14 protein-coding genes and 2 rRNA genes are annotated in these 17,623 nt (G+C 41.5%); 15 read left to right on the top strand and 1 reads right to left on the bottom strand.

What is annotated here, in order from left to right:
* The 9 genes from FTT75_RS08390 to hisC all read left to right on the top strand — a co-directional run.
* Window positions 1–242, top strand: a 23S ribosomal RNA gene (locus FTT75_RS08390); the annotation flags it as partial.
* A gap of 191 nt (window positions 243–433) precedes the next feature.
* A 5S ribosomal RNA gene (gene rrf, locus FTT75_RS08385) occupies window positions 434–548 on the top strand.
* Between the two features lie 290 nt (window positions 549–838).
* Window positions 839–2,290, top strand: coding sequence for an RNA polymerase factor sigma-54 (locus FTT75_RS08380; protein WP_180186240.1), 1,452 nt, complete (start codon window positions 839–841; stop codon window positions 2,288–2,290).
* Between the two features lie 184 nt (window positions 2,291–2,474).
* Entirely contained in the window at window positions 2,475–2,807 is a 333-nt protein-coding gene (gene hpf / locus FTT75_RS08375; protein WP_005172527.1) for a ribosome hibernation-promoting factor, HPF/YfiA family, read from the top strand.
* Between the two features lie 133 nt (window positions 2,808–2,940).
* Entirely contained in the window at window positions 2,941–3,192 is a 252-nt protein-coding gene (gene ibaG / locus FTT75_RS08370; protein WP_004730742.1) for a BolA family iron metabolism protein IbaG, read from the top strand.
* A gap of 7 nt (window positions 3,193–3,199) precedes the next feature.
* Complete coding sequence (gene murA / locus FTT75_RS08365; protein WP_005172524.1) at window positions 3,200–4,456, top strand: UDP-N-acetylglucosamine 1-carboxyvinyltransferase; 1,257 nt, start codon at window positions 3,200–3,202, stop codon at window positions 4,454–4,456.
* Entirely contained in the window at window positions 4,456–5,157 is a 702-nt protein-coding gene (gene hisG / locus FTT75_RS08360) for an ATP phosphoribosyltransferase (protein ID WP_004646025.1), read from the top strand. Before murA ends, hisG begins: the two co-directional genes overlap by 1 nt.
* A 186-nt stretch (window positions 5,158–5,343) precedes the next feature.
* Window positions 5,344–6,645 carry a histidinol dehydrogenase gene (hisD, locus tag FTT75_RS08355; RefSeq protein WP_081273097.1) on the top strand — a complete coding sequence of 434 codons (1,302 nt, stop codon included), beginning with the start codon at window positions 5,344–5,346 and terminating at the stop codon, window positions 6,643–6,645.
* Between the two features lie 151 nt (window positions 6,646–6,796).
* Window positions 6,797–7,888, top strand: a complete 1,092-nt coding sequence (gene hisC / locus FTT75_RS08350) for a histidinol-phosphate transaminase (protein WP_180186239.1) — start codon at window positions 6,797–6,799, stop codon at window positions 7,886–7,888.
* A gap of 118 nt (window positions 7,889–8,006) precedes the next feature.
* Here the strand turns inward: hisC and FTT75_RS08345 are convergent, their stop codons facing one another.
* Window positions 8,007–9,338: an anthranilate synthase component I family protein gene (locus FTT75_RS08345; protein ID WP_180096783.1), complete on the bottom strand. Its 1,332-nt coding sequence runs from the start codon at window positions 9,336–9,338 to the stop codon at window positions 8,007–8,009.
* Window positions 9,339–9,597: 259 nt separating this feature from the next.
* Between FTT75_RS08345 and FTT75_RS08340 the strand changes: the two genes are divergently transcribed.
* The 6 genes from FTT75_RS08340 (at window position 9,598) to FTT75_RS08315 (ending at window position 17,575) form a co-directional block, all read left to right on the top strand.
* On the top strand, window positions 9,598–10,542 hold the full coding sequence (locus FTT75_RS08340) for a DUF6160 family protein (RefSeq protein WP_180186238.1): 945 nt from the start codon (window positions 9,598–9,600) through the stop codon (window positions 10,540–10,542).
* Between the two features lie 188 nt (window positions 10,543–10,730).
* Entirely contained in the window at window positions 10,731–11,564 is an 834-nt protein-coding gene (locus FTT75_RS08335; protein WP_180186237.1) for a C39 family peptidase, read from the top strand.
* Between the two features lie 34 nt (window positions 11,565–11,598).
* Window positions 11,599–12,804, top strand: a complete 1,206-nt coding sequence (locus FTT75_RS08330) for a hypothetical protein (protein ID WP_180186236.1) — start codon at window positions 11,599–11,601, stop codon at window positions 12,802–12,804.
* A gap of 12 nt (window positions 12,805–12,816) precedes the next feature.
* Window positions 12,817–14,481: an OmpP1/FadL family transporter gene (locus tag FTT75_RS08325; RefSeq protein WP_180186235.1), complete on the top strand. Its 1,665-nt coding sequence runs from the start codon at window positions 12,817–12,819 to the stop codon at window positions 14,479–14,481.
* 7 nt (window positions 14,482–14,488) lie between these two features.
* Complete coding sequence (filE, locus tag FTT75_RS08320; protein ID WP_180186234.1) at window positions 14,489–15,619, top strand: putative pilus assembly protein FilE; 1,131 nt, start codon at window positions 14,489–14,491, stop codon at window positions 15,617–15,619.
* Window positions 15,620–15,640: 21 nt separating this feature from the next.
* The gene (locus tag FTT75_RS08315) at window positions 15,641–17,575 is read left to right on the top strand and encodes a hypothetical protein (protein ID WP_180186233.1); all 1,935 of its coding nucleotides are present in this window, start codon (window positions 15,641–15,643) and stop codon (window positions 17,573–17,575) included.
* Window positions 17,576–17,623: the final 48 nt, after the last annotated feature.

Below are 17,623 nucleotides of genomic sequence, written 5' to 3'. Positions count from 1 at the left end.
GGACCAGAGTGGACGAACCTCTGGTGTACCGGTTGTGACGCCAGTCGCATCGCCGGGTAGCTATGTTCGGAAGGGATAACCGCTGAAAGCATCTAAGCGGGAAGCCTACCTCAAGATAAGATTTCCCCGAGACTTTATGTCTCCTAAAGAGCCGTTGAAGACTACGACGTTGATAGGTTGGATGTGGAAGCATAGTGATATGTGAAGCTGACCAATACTAATTGCTCGTGAGGCTTGACTATACAACACCCAAACAGTTGTTGTATAAAGCTCGATTGATTCGATATTAAGCAAAATAGCTTGATTCAGAAGACCGTTAGTAAGACAATGTTCAACTCAGATATACCTGTTAATGTATTCTATTTGGTACGAAGTAAGGCAAACACTACAAAAAAGTAGTTAAATAAGACCCGAACAAGTCCATAACAGTTGTGCTGGCGACAATAGCAAGAGTGAACCACCTGATCCCTTCCCGAACTCAGAAGTGAAACCTCTTTGCGCTGATGGTAGTGTGGGGTTACCCATGTGAGAGTAAGTCATCGCCAGCTCATTATTCAAAACACCCTCAAGCCAAGGCTTGGGGGTGTTTTTTTGTGTGCGGAGTTTATAGCAAAATTAAAAAGTAAAAATAATATTCTGAATTTACTCAAAACACCCCTTAGCGAAATCGTTAATGGGTATTTTTTGTTCTTGTAAATCAAATATTTGAGAATTATTAATTTGGGAAATATAAGAATTTGAAAGCCAGTTCGTATGTTTTTTGGTAAAACTGTGTTATAAAAATTAAAACGGCATAAAAATTGCTTATAGAACAAGATTTTTAATTAAGGGGGTAATAATGAGACTATCAGTGGGCTTAAAAATTGCGAACTCGCTGTCATTAACTCCACAATTGCAGCAAGCAATTCGGCTATTACAATTATCGAGTCTGGAACTGGAACAAGAAGTTCAACTGCAACTTGATAGTAACCCTCTATTAGAAAAAGTTGAAGAACAGATTACTCTTGAACGCTTATCGACACTTGAATCAAATAATGAACACAAAGACCTAACTAATGAGCTCAATGCGGATCACCTTCCCGATGACCTACCTGTAGATACCGATTGGGATGATGTCTATACTCATCAACCTACCAGCTTAGGTGCGGCTGAATTCGAAGAGCGCGAAGACAATCGTCAAGGGCATCAGAGCTTACAGGAATATATGCTTGAGCAAATTAACCTGTTAAATTTTTCACAGCTTGATAAATTGATCGCTTATTGCATTGTCGACTCCCTGGATGACAAAGGCTTTTTAGATGCTGAGCTGACTGAAATTACTGCATCGGTACAACATCTTCTATCTTCGATGGGGAGTGAGGAGGAAATTGAAGATGATGAAGTTGCGGTCGTATTAAAGCATATTCAGCGTTTAGATCCGGTGGGTGTAGGGTCTAGAAGTTTGGCAGAATGTCTATTGGTTCAGCTTGATCATGTACCTGCCTCAACGCCTTGCCGAAATGATGCAATCAAGCTTCTACAACATTATGAATTACTGATTAGTAATGAACTGCCAAAATTAATTAAACAAACCGGGCTAAATCCAGAGCAGTTACGCTGTGCGGTAGATTTATTAAAAACTCTGAAACCTCACCCGGGCTTGGAATTTGAAAATAAAGAATCGGATTACCAGGTGCCAGATGTTGTGGTCATGAAAAAGAATAACGCTTGGCATGTCAATTTAAATCCGGATGTACTGCCAAAATTACGTGTCAATCCTTTCTATGCCAAAATGATTCGTCGTGCAGATCAAAGTGACGATAATCAATATTTACGTAACCAGATGCTAGAAGCAAAAAATTTCATTAAAAGCGTTGATGAGCGGCATAAAACATTATTAAAAGTGGCAACCTGTATTGTCGAACATCAGAAAATGTTCTTGGAAATTGGCGCTGAAGGGATGAAACCTTTGGTTTTAAGAGATATTGCCGAAGAAGTAGAATTGCATGAATCGACCGTATCTCGTGTGACCACCAATAAATATATGCTGACGCCGCGCGGCTTATTTGAATTAAAATATTTCTTCTCGAGTCATGTGGGTACGACTTCAGGTGGAGAGGCTTCATCTACAGCCATTCGTGCCAAGATCAAAAAACTGGTTTCTGAAGAAAATGCCCGTAAGCCTTTGTCTGATAATGCAATCGCCAATATATTGAAAGATGAAGGGATTGATGTGGCACGACGGACGGTGGCGAAATATCGTGAATCGTTACATATTCCTTCATCTTCTGAGCGAAAGGTCTTGATCTAAAATTTAAAATCTGGCTATTCTAAAGATTCATTATGACAGCATAATGAATCTTTTTTCTTTTGAGGAACAGTGAAAATGATTTGAATCAGTGCTTAAAATACATTTTTTTTAGTTATAAGTTTCTGTATTTAAATTGTTTTATATTGTGACTCTTCTAATCCTAACGAAGGTGAGGGATAGAACTATGCAAATAACAATTCGTGGACATCATTTATCTATTACGCCAGCAATTGAAGAACGTATAAAAACCAAATTTTCACAGATGACCAAGCATCTTGATCAGGTGAATAGTATGCAAGTGAAGCTCTCTAAAGATCATCAAATTGATAAACGCTCCAGAAAAGGCAGTAGTAATCATATCGCAGAAGCGATTATCCGATTGCCGGGCATCGAGTTTTTTGCCCATGCCACAGCAGATGATATGTATACTTCCATTAAACTTCTGACAGAAAAATTAAAACGCCAGATCGATCGATATCGGGAAATACATTTACAGCAGCATGCTTTGGCTTTGTAAAGGACAAATGATGAAAAAGAGGTTTTAAAAGCCTCTTTTTTTTATATATATAATGTATGGATCCATGAATTATTTTTGCTATTTATAGTAAAATGGCTCGTTTTACACCCTTAGTCCTATAAGAGGTCTTGTGATGAATAATGAACAGCTCGCTGAAATTTTAGAAGCCGCTTTTCCCGAGGCGGATGTTGCTGTGAGTGGTCAGGGCGGAAAATTTGATCTCCGTATTGTGGATGATCAATTTGAAGGTAAGCGTCCAGTTGCACGTCAACAAGCTGTTTATGCTCCTCTCAATGCCCATATTGCCAGTGGTGCAGTTCACGCAGTGACAATTCGAGCAATGACAAAAGAAGAATGGCGCAAAGCAAGCTTATTTGGAGCTTAATAAATTAATGGATAAATTTTTAATTCAGGGCGGTATCAAGCTCGAAGGTGAAGTGCGTATTTCTGGTGCTAAGAATGCCGCGCTTCCATTATTAGCAGCAATGATTCTTGCCGATACGCCAATTACGCTCAAAAATGTTCCTGATCTGAAAGATGTGAATACATTGGTGAAGCTAATTGCCGGTCTTGGGATCACCATGACTTATGAAGGTGATACCGTTACTGCGGATACCTCGACATTAGATAACCAGTTTGCACCATATGAGCTCGTGAAAACCATGCGTGCTTCTATTTTAGTGCTTGGCCCTTTATTGGCGCGCTATGGCAGTGCAAAAGTGTCTTTGCCGGGTGGTTGTGCAATTGGTTCACGTCCTGTTGATCAGCATTTAAAAGCGTTGGAAGCTTTGGGTGCAGAGATTGAAGTTGAAGCAGGCTATGTGCATGCCAAAGTCGATGGCCGTCTTAAAGGTGGCGAAGTCGTTTTCGATATGGTGACTGTCGGTGGTACAGAAAATATTCTGATGGCTGCAGTCTTGGCCGATGGTGTGACCACAATTCGCAATGCAGCACGTGAGCCTGAAATCACTGATCTTGCGCAAATGCTGATCAAGATGGGGGCCAAAATTGAAGGTTTGGATACCGATACGTTAATCGTGACTGGTGTTGAAAGTCTGCATGGCTGTGAATATGCAGTGGTGGCTGACCGGATTGAAACGGGTTCATATCTGGCGGCGGCTGCAATCACAGGTGGTCGTATCAAAACCACACACACAGATCCATCCCTCATGGAAGCTGTGCTGGATAAATTTGAAGAAATGGGCGCAGAAGTCACTCGTGGCGACGACTGGATTGAGTTAGATATGCTGGGTAAACGTCCGAAAGCCGTAAGCTTCCAGACCTTGCCACATCCAGAATTTCCAACTGATATGCAAGCCCAGATCATGGCTGTAAATGCCATTGCTGCAGGCTTTGCGACAATTTCAGAAACGATTTTTGAAAACCGTTTTATGCATGTTCCTGAGTTGGCCCGTATGGGGGCAAACATTCAGGTCGAAGGTAATGATGCTGTCGTAACTGGGGTAGAAAAACTTTCTGCCGCACCCGTAATGGCAACAGATTTACGTGCTTCTTTCTCTTTGGTACTGGCAGCACTTGCCGCTGAAGGTGAAACACTGATTGACCGTATTTATCACATTGACCGCGGTTATGAAAATGTAGAAGCAAAGTTACAAAGTTTAGGTGCCCAAATTAAGCGAGTAAATTAATGAGCGATATGAGAAACGATGATCCAAACTTTGACGTAATGGGCAATTTTGATCATGGTTTAACTTTGGCATTAAGTAAGGGTCGTATCTTAAAAGAAACATTGCCACTGCTTGAAACAGCAGGGATTAATTTACTGGAAGATCCGGATAAATCACGTAAACTGATTTTCCCCACTACGCATAAACAAGTTCGTATTTTAATTTTACGTGCTTCTGATGTGCCGACTTATGTAGAAAATGGTGCAGCCGATATTGGTGTAGCGGGTAAAGATGTATTGATGGAACATGGTGCGCAAAATGTCTATGAACCATTAGACCTGAAAATTGCGGTTTGTAAATTGATGACAGCTGGTAAAGTCGGGATGCAGCGTCCTAAAGGTCGTTTGAAAATTGCGACCAAGTACGTGAATTTAACCCGGCAATACTATGCCAGCTTGGGTGAGCAAGTCGATGTGATCAAGTTGTATGGTTCAATGGAACTTGCACCATTGGTCGGTCTGGGCGATTACATTGTCGATGTGGTCGATACTGGTAATACCTTACGTGCCAATGGTTTAGAGCCACTTGAAGAAATCTGTAAAGTCTCTTCACGTTTAATCGTCAATAAAGCCAGCTTCAAACGTAAGCAAGCCTTGTTAAATCCGATTCTGGCTCAGCTTGAAAAAGCAGTCGAAGAACGCGAAAAGGCAAAACAGGCTTAAAATTGATTGCTTAAGAAACCGCCCAATCCGGGCGGTTTCTTATTTCTCTATATATCAGATTCTATTTAAATCCTTTCATCAATTTTACCCAAAGCTATTTTCAATAAAACTCATAGAGCTAGAGCACTATGTCTGCCGACAAAAGCCTAGAAAACAGGTAAACTAAAGCCTTCGAATTCAAACCTGATGGGTAAATTGATGCGACGTTTATCGACCCAAGATCAAAACTTCAAGCAAGCATTTGCTGACTTGTTGGCTTTTGAGACTGTGAATGATCCTGAACTTTTAAAAACTGTAGATCAAATTATTGCTGATGTTCGTCAGCATGGTGATGCACATGTTCTTAAACTCACTCAACAGTTCGATCGACATCCGGCGCATCAATTTTCAGAGCTAGAACTGACACAAGAGCAGCTCAAAGCTGCCTTTGAAGGTTTAACGACTGAAGTTCGTGAAGCACTGGAATTAGCTGCAGCGCGTGTGCGTGAGTTTCACCAGGCCCAAAAACAAGATGGCTGGACTTATGTCGATGCTTTGGGGAATACGCTCGGTCAGAAAGTGACTCCACTGGATCGTGTCGGGATTTATGTGCCGGGTGGTCTGGCATCTTATCCATCCTCAGTACTGATGAATGCAGTGCCTGCACATGTGGCGGGTGTCCCTGAAATTATTATGGTGGTGCCTGCCCCGAATGGTGAACTCAATCCATTGGTATTGGCTGCTGCATATTTGGCTGGCGTAACACGTGTCTTTACGATTGGTGGTGCACAAGCCGTTGCAGCACTCGCATATGGTACAGAAACCGTACCACCTGTCGATAAAATTACTGGTCCAGGTAACCGGTTTGTGGCTGCAGCAAAACGTGCGGTGTTTGGTCAGGTCGGTATCGATATGATTGCAGGCCCTTCTGAGATTCTGGTCTATGCCGAAGGCGAGAATAACGCTGAATGGTTGGCGATGGACTTATTGTCACAGGCTGAACATGACACTGTGGCACAAGCCGTTTTCATTACACCTGATGAAGCACTTTTAGATGCTGTTGAAAAGTGGATTGAAAAACACTTAGAAGCATTACCGAAAGCAGATATTGCACGTACTTCAATTGAGAACCGCGGTGCTTTGGTATTGGTAAAAGACCGTGCTGAAGGTGCTGAGCTGATTAACCAAGTGGCGCCAGAACATCTCATGCTATGTTTAGATGAAGCACAAGAGATGGCAGAAGATATTCGCCATGCAGGCGCGATTTTCATGGGTCGTTACACCCCTGAAGCGATTGGTGATTATTGTGCCGGGCCAAACCATGTCTTGCCAACTTCAGGTACAGCACGTTTTTCATCACCGCTGGGGGTTTATGATTTCCAGAAGCGATCAAGCCTGATCATGTGTTCACAAGAGGGTGTTAAAACCTTGGCGAAAACAGCAGATATTTTGGCACAGCAGGAAAATCTGGATGCGCATGCGAGATCGGCGCGTTATCGTTACCAGTAATTAAAAATATAAAACCTCTCCCTAACTCTCTCCTACTAAGGAGAGGGGAAATATTATAAAGAATGAATATTCCTCTCTCTGAATGAGCTTTAAGCATTGTTTTAAAGTGAATGTAAGAGAGGTTAGGAGAGGGAACTTTGAGAATTTAAAAATGAATATCACCACAGAACAAATGCGTTTTTGGAGTCCTGACGTACGTGAATTAGAACCGTATACGCCGGGTGAACAGCCAAAAATCCAGAATATTTTAAAACTGAATACCAATGAAAATCCGTATCCGCCATCGCCTAAAGTGGTTGCGGCAGTGCAGCAGGTATTGGCCAATTCAGCTGATGTGCTGCGTCTTTATCCAGATCCTGATGCATCTGAACTTAAACAGGCGATTGCGAAACAGCAACATGTGCCTGTAGAGACGGTTTTTGTCGGGAATGGTTCGGATGAAGTTTTAGCGCACATTTTCAAAGCATTCTTTGTTCAAGAACAGCTCTTGCTTTATCCAGATATCACCTATAGTTTCTATCCGGTATATAGTCAGTTCTTTGGGGTAAAAACCAAAATTTTACCACTCAATGATGACTTTGAAATTGTGGTAGATGATTATAAACAGGCCAATGGCGGTATCATTATCACCAATCCGAATGCGCCAACCAGTATTGATCTTGGCTTGGGTGCGATTGAAGAAATTCTGCAAGCCAATCCAGATTCAGTGGTGGTGATTGATGAAGCCTATGTCGACTTTGGCGCTGAATCGGCAGTCAAGCTGGTTGAGAAATACGAAAACTTAGTGGTATGTCAAACTACATCGAAGTCGCGTTCTCTTGCAGGATTACGTGTGGGTTTTGCCATTGCTCAGCCACATTTAATTGCAGCACTTGAAGCAGTCAAAAATAGTTTCAACTCTTATCCGATGGATCGTTTTGCCATTGCGGCAGCGGTGGCTTCTTTTGAAGATCAGGAATACTTTGAAGCACAAAATCATAAAGTCATTGCCAGTCGTGAAAAGTTGGTAGCCCAGTTGAATGAGCTTGGTTTTAAGGTATTACCTTCGAGTGCAAACTTTATTTTTGCCAGATTCGTATCTAAAGATGCAGGTGAACTCGCGAGTGAGTTACGTGAGCGTGGTATTATTGTGCGTTATTTCAACAAACCTCGTATTAACCAGTACTTGCGTATTACGATTGGTACAGATGAGCAAAATCAGCGTTTAGTAGATACGCTAAAAAATGAGATTTTGTGTAATTAAAATCCTTTCTAGCCTCCCGTTTTAAAGGGAGGCATTCTCACCTTTATTAAAGGTGAGAAGCATTGCTGCGCAAGGGGGGATTTGTAGTAAAAAGCGAACCTTAAAATTCACTTTTTATTTATTCAGGCTGATACCAGGTATTTAACAGATCCAGCATCGCTGAAACCTTATCAAAGCATTCTTGATATTCCGCATCACAATCTGAAGAAATGGTAATACCACCACCGGCCCATAAAGAAATATCTTCCTGATACTTTTGAATCGAGCGAATCAGAATATTCCAGGAGCCAGTGCCATCGAAATTGAAATAGCCCATAGAACCACAGTAAGCACCACGTGGTGCACCCTCAAGTTCTTCAATAATCTGCATGGCCCGAATTTTGGGTGCGCCTGTAATCGAGCCACCTGGAAGAGCAGACATGAGTACTTCAAAAGGATTGATATTTGCTTTTAAAGTCGCTTCAACTTCACTGACCATATGATGAACTTGATTGAAGCTTTCAATACTAAATAATTTCGGTGTTTTGACCGAGCCTGTTTCGGCATAAACACTTAAATCATTACGTAATAAATCCACAATCATGACATTTTCTGCCTGATCTTTTTCTGAGGCTTTTAGGGTCTGTCTGGATTGTTCATCGAGCACTGGATCAGTAAAACGGGGCATTGTGCCTTTAATCGGTTTGGTAATAATTTTTCGCTTCGTTTCAAAATCAATGAACAACTCGGGTGAGCAGCTTAATAATTCAAAATCACCAATACGCAAATAACCCGCATAAGGCGCTTCGGTTAATGTCCAGAAGGCTTGGGCGGTTGCTAAGAGGGAACCTTGTGCGCGACCATTAAATTCTTGTGTCAGATTAATCTGATAGCAGTCACCTGCAATAATATAATCCTGAATTTTCTGAAATGCCTTGCTGTAGACCGTTTTGGTCCAGCGTGAAGTACAAGGGCTTATTAACTGAAACGTCGGACGAATTTTATTTTGATTAAGTAAGTTCTGAATATAATCGAAGATCTGCTCTGCCTGTGGATCATCACTATAGAACATCCATCCCTCAGAGCTTGGTTTAATATAGGAAGAAAATTGACCGATAAATAAACCAGGTTGAGAGCGGTCCGGATACTGAATATATTGCTGAGCCGCATAATCATAGCCAACAAAACCGACATAACCTCCATGAAATCCATTCTTTTGAAGATTTTTTAATGCATCGATTGCTAAATTAAATTCAGATGGGGTGGGCTGGTATTGTTCAATCCCTGTTCTTTTAAAAGACTGAATTTGTGATGTTGGCGCAACAAAATATTCTTGAGCGCAGCAGGCAATAAAAGGCTGACCATTATTATTTAAATACACCAGATGATCCAATGTCTTCAATGCGGACAATAGATCTGCAACCAGACGTGATTCAAACTTTAAGGGACGATGATAGAGAGCTTCGGTCATTCAGTTATGGGGAGTTCGGGATGACTTACTATTTTATATCAAGAAGACGAGAAAATATTTTTAAATCATGAAATACCGTTTATCGGTAAGCGACAGATTGCGACCAACGACAGTTGATCAAAAACTGACTCGACGTTAATTTAAGTGGGCTAGCAAATTACTCAAGGAAAGATGTTTAAGCTGTCAGAAAATAAAAAATACAGCCTCAACACTGAGTAATTCACAATCAAAAAAAATAGTACTCTTGGGAGAGTAAACAATGAAGAAATTCACAAAATTAGTTCTAGCGACTTCAGTTGCATTTAGTGCCAATGCGATGGCGATGCAGGCAATGGATGAGGCATCTCTAAGCGAAACAACGGGTCAGGAAGGTATCTCGATTGGTATCGGTATTTCAAAAATTGAAATTGAAAAACTCTATATTCATGATAATGATGGTTATTCTGGAGCTGGTGGTACAGGTGCAGCAGGTGCGATTGTTATTGAAGCAAATGGTAAAGGTGCAACAGCTGCTCACGGTGTAGTAGTTGGCGCTAACTATGACAATAATGGTGCATATTTATTGCCTACACGTAACCTCGCTGACTTGAAAATTGACTCTGATGCTGGTGGTGGGAATCCATTCATTAATATTGCAGCAGCAGTATCTGGTTTAGATATTCATATTGGTCAAATTGGTGTTGTGGCATCTGGTGATGAACCAGCTGCAGATGCAACGTCTATTCGTCGTGGTGGTCAAGGTACGACAAATGCAATTTTATCTGGTTTGTCAATTAAAACAGGTCCAATGTCTGCAAACATTCAATTGGGTGCAGCACCTCAAGGCGCAATGATTAAATTAAATGCAAATATGATCGGTGGTCTGGAAATTAAAGACCTAGGCATCTTGGATAATTCAACGAAAACTGATACTCGTGCTGCAGGTGAAATCTTCATTGAAAGTATCAAACTAACAGATGCAAACTCTAGAGATCTTGCGTTAAATCAGTCTATTAGCGTATTTGGTGAGGAAGCGGCATCTAAAGGTTATATCCGTATTGTTAGCACGAGCGGTGCACATGATAATTATGTGAAAGGTATTCATTTAGGTAGCCGTACTGCTGCATCAATCGGCGATATGGAAATCCAAGGTTTACAAACTTATTTCAGCCCTGAGCTAGGTCAATACGCCCCAGGTGCGATTATTACGATTGCTGGTCACTAATCTTCATTTAAAAAAAGCGCGTGTTTACACGCGCTTTTTTTATGACTGAATCATTTATCCAAAAAATAAAAAAAATGCTGTATTTTTTTGAAAAAGAAGGTATCTTTCTAGTTACAGGGAAGTAGAGTGAATGCTCTATAAAAAGAAAAATAGGCACATCATGCCAATCATAAGAAAAGTTAATAATTATGTTAGAGATCGCGTTGGGCTCGGCATTGATGTATTACGCTGCCAAAGAAGCTCTGGATATCAAAAAACAGCCCTTGGGTGCTGTTCACTATACTGAAGTTCTCGACTCAAGAAATGACTCTTTTGTGCGTATGCACCGTGAAGCTGTACAAGTAAAGCCTGCACTTCTGGATCAATTTCAGGGCATTGTACGTCAAGCCTATGACTATAGTTGTGGTTCAGCAGCCCTTACCACCCTACTCAATGGTTATGTCGGTACGCAGCTGGATGAGCAGCAAGTCATGAGTGGGCTGATGAAATTCGGTGAAACGGATAAAATTGTTGAACGCCGTAGTTTTTCTCTGCTTGATATGAAGCGCTTTGTGTCAGCCCTAGGGTTGGAAAGTGGAGGCTATCGAGGGGAATTCAAAGATTTAGTTAATCAAGATCAGCCCGCCATTGTTCCGATTTCCTATGCAGGATTTAAGCATTTTGTAGTTTATAAAGGTTATAAAAATGGCCGAGTTTATGTTGCAGATCCGGCACTTGGTAATATCAGTTTTGAGGAACGGCGTTTTCAGGATATTTGGGAAAATAACACTTTGTTCCTGATTAATGTACCTGAACAATATCGCAAAAATTTTCTAGCATTAAAAGAATCAGATATGCGCCATGTAGAAGATGCTACGATCAATCGCTATGCCTTGGTTGACATGCAGTATCCACAATTTTATATGGACAAAATTGCTGATAAAGCTTCTACGATCCGTATGGACCGTAATCGTAATACAGAGTCAGAAAAATTTGGGGAATATCAACATAACTTCCTGAGACTGTATTACAAGAATAAATAAAATGAAAAACAGTAATAAAAATTAAAATGGTGAAATGGATATGAACAGTAAATGGATGAACAAGACGTTCTTGGCACTGAGCATTCAAATGGTAATGGGCGTTGCATTTGCTGCAGAAGAACCAGCACTAGGTGAATACGAAACGGTTGATGAGGAAGTTGTCGTTGAAACTGCTGCATCTGTACCGGCTCAAACCGGGCAGGTCGAAACGCAGGCTGCAGAAGAGTCAGAACTAGGTGAATATGAAGCAGTTGAAGAGGCGGTCGTTGAAACTGCCGCACCTGTAGAGACTCAGGCTGGCCAAGTCGTAGATGCATCTCAAGCTTTACAGCAACAAGAAGGAGATGCTACTCAGGCAGCTAATCTGGAAGAAGTATTTACGTCAAATGAACGCCAATACTCTCTGATAAAACAAGGCGAAATTTCATCATATTACGATATTGATTATACCTATTATCGAGACACTCAACTTGATATAGAAATGGCTCAGGGCCAATTGTATCAACTACGTGTTCAAGAAAATGCAACACATAGTATGACCAATACTTTCACTTTCCAATATGGCGTGAAAGATAACCTGACCTTAACTGCATCCTTACCTTTAGTGGCCAAAACTGACTTGTTGAAAGATACCTCTACTGCGGGTTTAGGTGATATTAGTTTGGGCGCTCGCTGGGAACCCTTTCCATTAAAAGCGGGTCGTCTGCCTCTGATTTTATTTGCAAATTTGTCGACTAAAACGGGTGACAGTCCTTATGAAATTAATGCCGCGACAGATCTAGCAGCAGGAAAGGGCTATTACTCTGCTGGCGTGGGTGCCAGTACGCGTAAATACATTGATCCAGTCGTATTGTTTGCATCTGTTTCTGCGAACTATGGTTTTAAAGAATCAGGCCTGAATCAGCGTCGTGGTTATCGAATTATTGAAGAGTTTGAACCGGGGATTAGTGGAGGCTTTGCCTTTGGTTTCGCATATTCATTTAACTATGACGTTTCGATGACCATGTCCTATCAGCAAAGCTTTAATACCGGTGCGGAATTTAGCTATAACACGGGTGAAAGTTATTCTGCTGCGGATCAGACCAGTTCTACCTTTGCAATTTCCTTAGGTGTGCGAGTCTCTCCAGAAACCATTGTTAATGGTACCGTTGGCCTAGGGCTGACCGAAGATGCACCGGATGTTTCGTTGGGATTATCATTCCCACTTGATATTTTAGGTTTTGGTAAAAAAATTAGTTAATAGGGGTGTCGTATGAAAAACATTCGACTTAGCCCGTTATTAACAGGAATTATTCTTGCGGGCTGTTCAAGTTATACCTTTGCACAATTGGGAACCAACCTTTCAGTTGATTTACGTGCACTATCCATGGGGAATGCCGTCACTGCAGATCCTCCAGGGGTTAATGCGGTCCACTTTAACCCGGCTGCACTGACTAAAATTAATGGGCTGCAAACCGAACAGCAAATCATTGTGGCTAATTTTGATATCCAGCGTGAGTTTTCAGTACCCGCCGGATATAACGTATTTGGCTATTCTGATGATCCTATTGTCTGTAATGACGGTCCTGAAGTTTCATCTGATTTGTGTACCGATTTTAAAGGCCCGGTCAAAGGCGATGTGGAATATGTCAGCCTTTATGTCCCTTTTCTGAAAAAAATGGTGGATTTAGGGGAAGGTCTTCCTTTGACTGCACCGACCATGGGGATCGCATACAATCCACCTGGTTCTAAAGCGACCTATGCGACTGCTGTTTATGCTCCTCTCATGGCTGGTTTTGGTCATGAAGATGGTAACCCGGCAAATTTTATGGGGCAGCAGGTTGCTTTAGAGCGGATTACCTATCTGTCTCCATCTATCGGTTATGAGGTCAATGACCAGCTGTCGATTGGTGCTTCTATCGGGATGTCTTATCAAGCCATCGGGATGAAAACGGACTTGCGTTTCCCGAATGAGTTGATCGGGATGTTGCGTATGATCGACGAAGTTGTGTGTACGCCGTTTAAAGAAAATTCCGACATTATTACAGATATTCTTTTGCTCGGGATCTGTAATGCGGATGAGGGGATGAATCCATTTGGCAAGTTTGGTCAAATGCAACTGGAGCTTGAGCAAAACTTAAGCCCAAGTTATAACCTGGGAATATTGTGGGAACCGCGCGAAGATTTTAGTTTTGGTATGGTCTACCAAAGTTCTGCGAAAATGCGCTTAAAAGGTAAATATCATATTGATAATGCCAAAGCCCCTCAGGAAATGATCAAAGGTTTGATGACCTCGCCAACCGGTCAGATTCTGGCGGCTATTCTTGGCTTTCCAAATTATATACCATCAAGTGAATCAGGTCTGGTGTCGATGGATTTTGAATATCCGGCGCATTTTCAGGCAGGTATCAAATATAAAGTGATGCCAGACTTGCAAGTCAATTTTGATATTGGCTGGACAGATTACAAGGTCTGGGACGAATTTAAATTCGAATTTGACCGTACCATTTCAGCCCTAAAAATTGCCAAAATTTTGTCTGCTAATGTCACTGATTCTTCACTGGCTTTACCTATGGGATTTGAATCGCCGTGGAACTTTGGTATTGGTATTGAATATGCCGCTACAGACCGCTTGAAGCTTCGGGCAGGTTATGAACCGCGTACCAGTGCTATTCCAAAAAATAAGCGTAATACCATGGTGCCGATCAATGGTGCACAGCTCTTTGGTTTAGGTGTAGGTTACCGTTTCGATGCAGACACTGATCTGGATCTCTCGATTGGTTTCTTGCGCAGCAAAGATCAAATTTCAGCCAATACCAGTAGTTTAGCCAACCAGACCGGCGTGAATAACCTGTTATTGAACCCATATGCAGGTTTAAACGTAAAAACAGATACCAAAATTACAATTTTAGGTTTGAATTATCGCACTCGTTGGTAAGGGAAAAATGATCAAGACAGGGAACGTTGGATTGACAGCGGTACTGGCATTAAGTCTGGTATCCGTGTCTTTTTATACAAGCGCTAAAGAATTTATTACGATTATTGGTCCGGATGGACGACCATTAGTCGTACCCCGTAATAATGCAGAGAAAAAAACTGAGGACAAATCTCGATTGTCGAAAACAGCAGGAATTGCAGCAGTTCATTCCACACCTGTAAAGCAAGACTTAGAAAAAGTGCCCGTCGTAGAAAATGGACAAGTTAAACCTAAGCATGGCCATAATATGGTTGTACAACCAGTACAACCAGTACAACCAGTACAACCGCATATTGCACAAGCACAGATTGAGTCTACACCACAATTAATACCTGAATCTAAAGCTCCTCAAATTTCTGATGCTGAAACTGGATCTTCTGTTGCTACCATACAAAAAACGGGATTTAGCCAGGTTGAAGGCATTGAATATGTAGATAGTGAGTATCTGGAAAATAAAGAATTTAATTTGGAAGGCAAAAAACGTTTCTATAGCATGCCCGAAGGAGTAGTAGATAAAAATATCGGAACTACCCGCATCCAGACAATTGAACGTGAAAAAGGGGTGGGACAATCCGTATTAAAATCCTTGTTTCAAACTCCAGAAGTAGATTCCGGTCCTGTGGTACTGGCTCAAAGTTATTATCGTATTTCACAGTCGGAGACTATCGATAGCTTGGGCATGCAGTGTTTTACTGATAAGAAAATTAAAAAAGCGAAAGAAATCAGCCTTAAAAAAGCAGTTAACCTGTGGCCTCGTGCGCCTCTTAAAGCAGACGAATTTGATTTTGAAGTGGTCAAGCTTCAATCCGATATCCAGAATATTCAGATCAACTCTTATGCCTCTAGCCAGAAAAATCCAACGTATTATTGGCCTTTTGTTGTATTTTTAGACAGTCGTGGCTGTGTGCTTGAAGGAGCGGGCGGTTTTAAAAATCAGGAAGGACAGGCGAATATTATTCAACATGAGCGTATCGAAGGGGTTCTCCAGATTCCTGCACAAACTGAATATGTATTATTGACGCCTTTGGCCTCAGCAATCGATGTTGAAGACAAGATGCTGACAAATCATGGACAACTAAAATTAGTCGCCATTCGATAAGGACTATTCGAGTATAAGAATATGAAAAATAAAATATTATTTCCATTTGCTATAAGTACACTTTTAATGGCACTGAGCGGATGTGGTGGGGAAAGTGCCAATGTTATAAAAGAACCAGGTGATGAAGCTACGGAAAATGGTGCTTGTACCCCCGGTGAAACTAACTGTGTGGAATGGGGGCTGGAATATCCGCTTGATGGTTTAAATTTCAACTGTAGTGGCGATACAGAAAATACGTTTATTACCTTATTTGACAGTAAAAATGGGGTAGCTTCTGGAACCTGCCAAAAGACCGATAATATTGAGTTTTCTATTCAAAGTTTTGGTTCGAATAAGATTAATTTAGGTCAAATAAAACTCAGTGATTATGCCAGTTTTAGTGCCCAGACCCAGCTGCCACGTTTAAGTGTGATTGATATTGCGAGTGGGATTAGCGGACGCCGGGTGGGTGATTTGGTGCCTACTGATCCTACCGTTCAGGTGGCCATGCGTCTGGTTAAAATTCTGCAAGCTTTGGCACTACAAAAGGGAAGTATTGTTAATCCATCTGATGTGCAACCTTTATATATTACTGAAGACATGCGCAAAAACCTGGCTAAAATCAGCGGAAATATCAGCCTGACTGATGCCGATTTGGCGACCAAAATTAAAGATTTTATTGATATTAGTCAAATTTCTGATGAGGTCGCTTTTGCTACAGTCAAAAAACTGGTAACCATTGCCAACGCAGCTGTGTATCAGCCAGAATTTTCATTATTTTCAACATCCGGCGTGATTGGAAGTAACCTGACGGGTTCAGATGGACTGGTGGGTTGTAATCAAAGCCCTTGTGATATTAAGAATAAGAATACTAAATATTTATTTGGCCATTTTATGCTGATTACCGATCGCCAGGGCTACACCTTTGGCAGTGGCCTGCAATGGCGTGATACTCAGTCAAAAGTGGCGAAAGAAAATTTATCCTCCTTAGGGGGAGTTAATGCTGAACTCATCCGTAAGGTGAAACCGGTACAAATGACCGCTGATCCACAAAGTTCATGGATTCATCCAACCAGTAAAACCATTAACACGCCTTATCGCCTGAATGTCGCAAATAATGCGACTCAGCTTGAGTTATATCAAGGCAGATTATTGAATGATTATGTGATTGCGGGTAAAGAAGCTTTCTATAAGGTGGTGACTGATAAAAAATCGCTGGATACTTCCGATCAAGCTAACTTGGGATTGTGGCGTTTGCAGGCCGATGGTGAAAACTATACGGGAAGCATTGATCTCTACAAGATTTTCCCGATTAGTTATCTGGATCGTCAGGTCTTTAAAACAGCGCAGAACGTCGCAGATGGGGAGAAATACATTTTCCCAATGTATGCCAATCTGGAATTTAAATTTACAGATACCACTGTCAGCCCAATTACTTTAGGAATTGTAATTGATAGTAATGGTGATGTACGCACCAATATGCAATCCTCTAATAATTTCGCGACTGATCCGGTGAATGGCTGTCAAGGCGATGTGTTGGCAGATACGCTCTTAGATCATCAAGACATACAACAATACCGCCTCGGAACTTTGGGACGTGCATTTGTCGCTGATAAAGCGGTTTCCATGCGCCTGATTTTGGCCAATGAAAAGTTTGGTAATATCAATGGTGCATTGGTAGGGGTAGACTCACGCATCCAGTCTTCACCGGATTCTAGGGATTCGATTGTGATTGGCGGTGCTCTGCTGAATTTGTCCAATGTACTGGATACTGCTGCCGGTCAGAACGGGCGGGTCACCTTCCTGAATTCGGTCGGAGACGGCGTGCAATGGGCCAATACCTATGCCAGTTTTCAGAAAGTTTATAATAACAATAATAAGGATTTAACGCCTGCAGATACTCAACTGGCCAAACTAAATGGCGGGTCTGTTGAGTTTAAACTTGCAGATTGTTATCGCGTCAAAGCTAAAGCGTAATGTCCCATAAATAAAAAAATCCCATCTGCGTATGGGATTTTTTTTATG

The sequence above is a fragment of the Acinetobacter sp. YH01008 genome, assembly GCF_013420435.1.
In the GTDB taxonomy this organism is placed as follows: Bacteria; Pseudomonadota; Gammaproteobacteria; order Pseudomonadales; family Moraxellaceae; genus Acinetobacter; species Acinetobacter pseudolwoffii.
Note: the sequence above shows the minus strand (reverse complement) of the source record. Positions and strands in the feature narration are given on the sequence as shown.

Excerpts from the sequence above, each read along its gene's own strand:
- FTT75_RS08380 (WP_180186240.1), top strand. The coding sequence starts at position 839 with ATGAGACTATCAGTGGGCTTAAAAATTGCGAACTCGCTGTCATTAACT.
- hpf (WP_005172527.1), top strand. The coding sequence starts at position 2,475 with ATGCAAATAACAATTCGTGGACATCATTTATCTATTACGCCAGCAATT.
- ibaG (WP_004730742.1), top strand. The coding sequence starts at position 2,941 with ATGAATAATGAACAGCTCGCTGAAATTTTAGAAGCCGCTTTTCCCGAG.
- murA (WP_005172524.1), top strand. The coding sequence starts at position 3,200 with ATGGATAAATTTTTAATTCAGGGCGGTATCAAGCTCGAAGGTGAAGTG.
- hisG (WP_004646025.1), top strand. The coding sequence starts at position 4,456 with ATGAGCGATATGAGAAACGATGATCCAAACTTTGACGTAATGGGCAAT.
- hisD (WP_081273097.1), top strand. The coding sequence starts at position 5,344 with ATGGGTAAATTGATGCGACGTTTATCGACCCAAGATCAAAACTTCAAG.
- hisC (WP_180186239.1), top strand. The coding sequence starts at position 6,797 with ATGAATATCACCACAGAACAAATGCGTTTTTGGAGTCCTGACGTACGT.
- FTT75_RS08345 (WP_180096783.1), bottom strand. The coding sequence starts at position 9,338 with ATGACCGAAGCTCTCTATCATCGTCCCTTAAAGTTTGAATCACGTCTG.
- FTT75_RS08340 (WP_180186238.1), top strand. The coding sequence starts at position 9,598 with ATGAAGAAATTCACAAAATTAGTTCTAGCGACTTCAGTTGCATTTAGT.
- FTT75_RS08335 (WP_180186237.1), top strand. The coding sequence starts at position 10,731 with ATGTTAGAGATCGCGTTGGGCTCGGCATTGATGTATTACGCTGCCAAA.
- FTT75_RS08330 (WP_180186236.1), top strand. The coding sequence starts at position 11,599 with ATGGATATGAACAGTAAATGGATGAACAAGACGTTCTTGGCACTGAGC.
- FTT75_RS08325 (WP_180186235.1), top strand. The coding sequence starts at position 12,817 with ATGAAAAACATTCGACTTAGCCCGTTATTAACAGGAATTATTCTTGCG.
- filE (WP_180186234.1), top strand. The coding sequence starts at position 14,489 with ATGATCAAGACAGGGAACGTTGGATTGACAGCGGTACTGGCATTAAGT.
- FTT75_RS08315 (WP_180186233.1), top strand. The coding sequence starts at position 15,641 with ATGAAAAATAAAATATTATTTCCATTTGCTATAAGTACACTTTTAATG.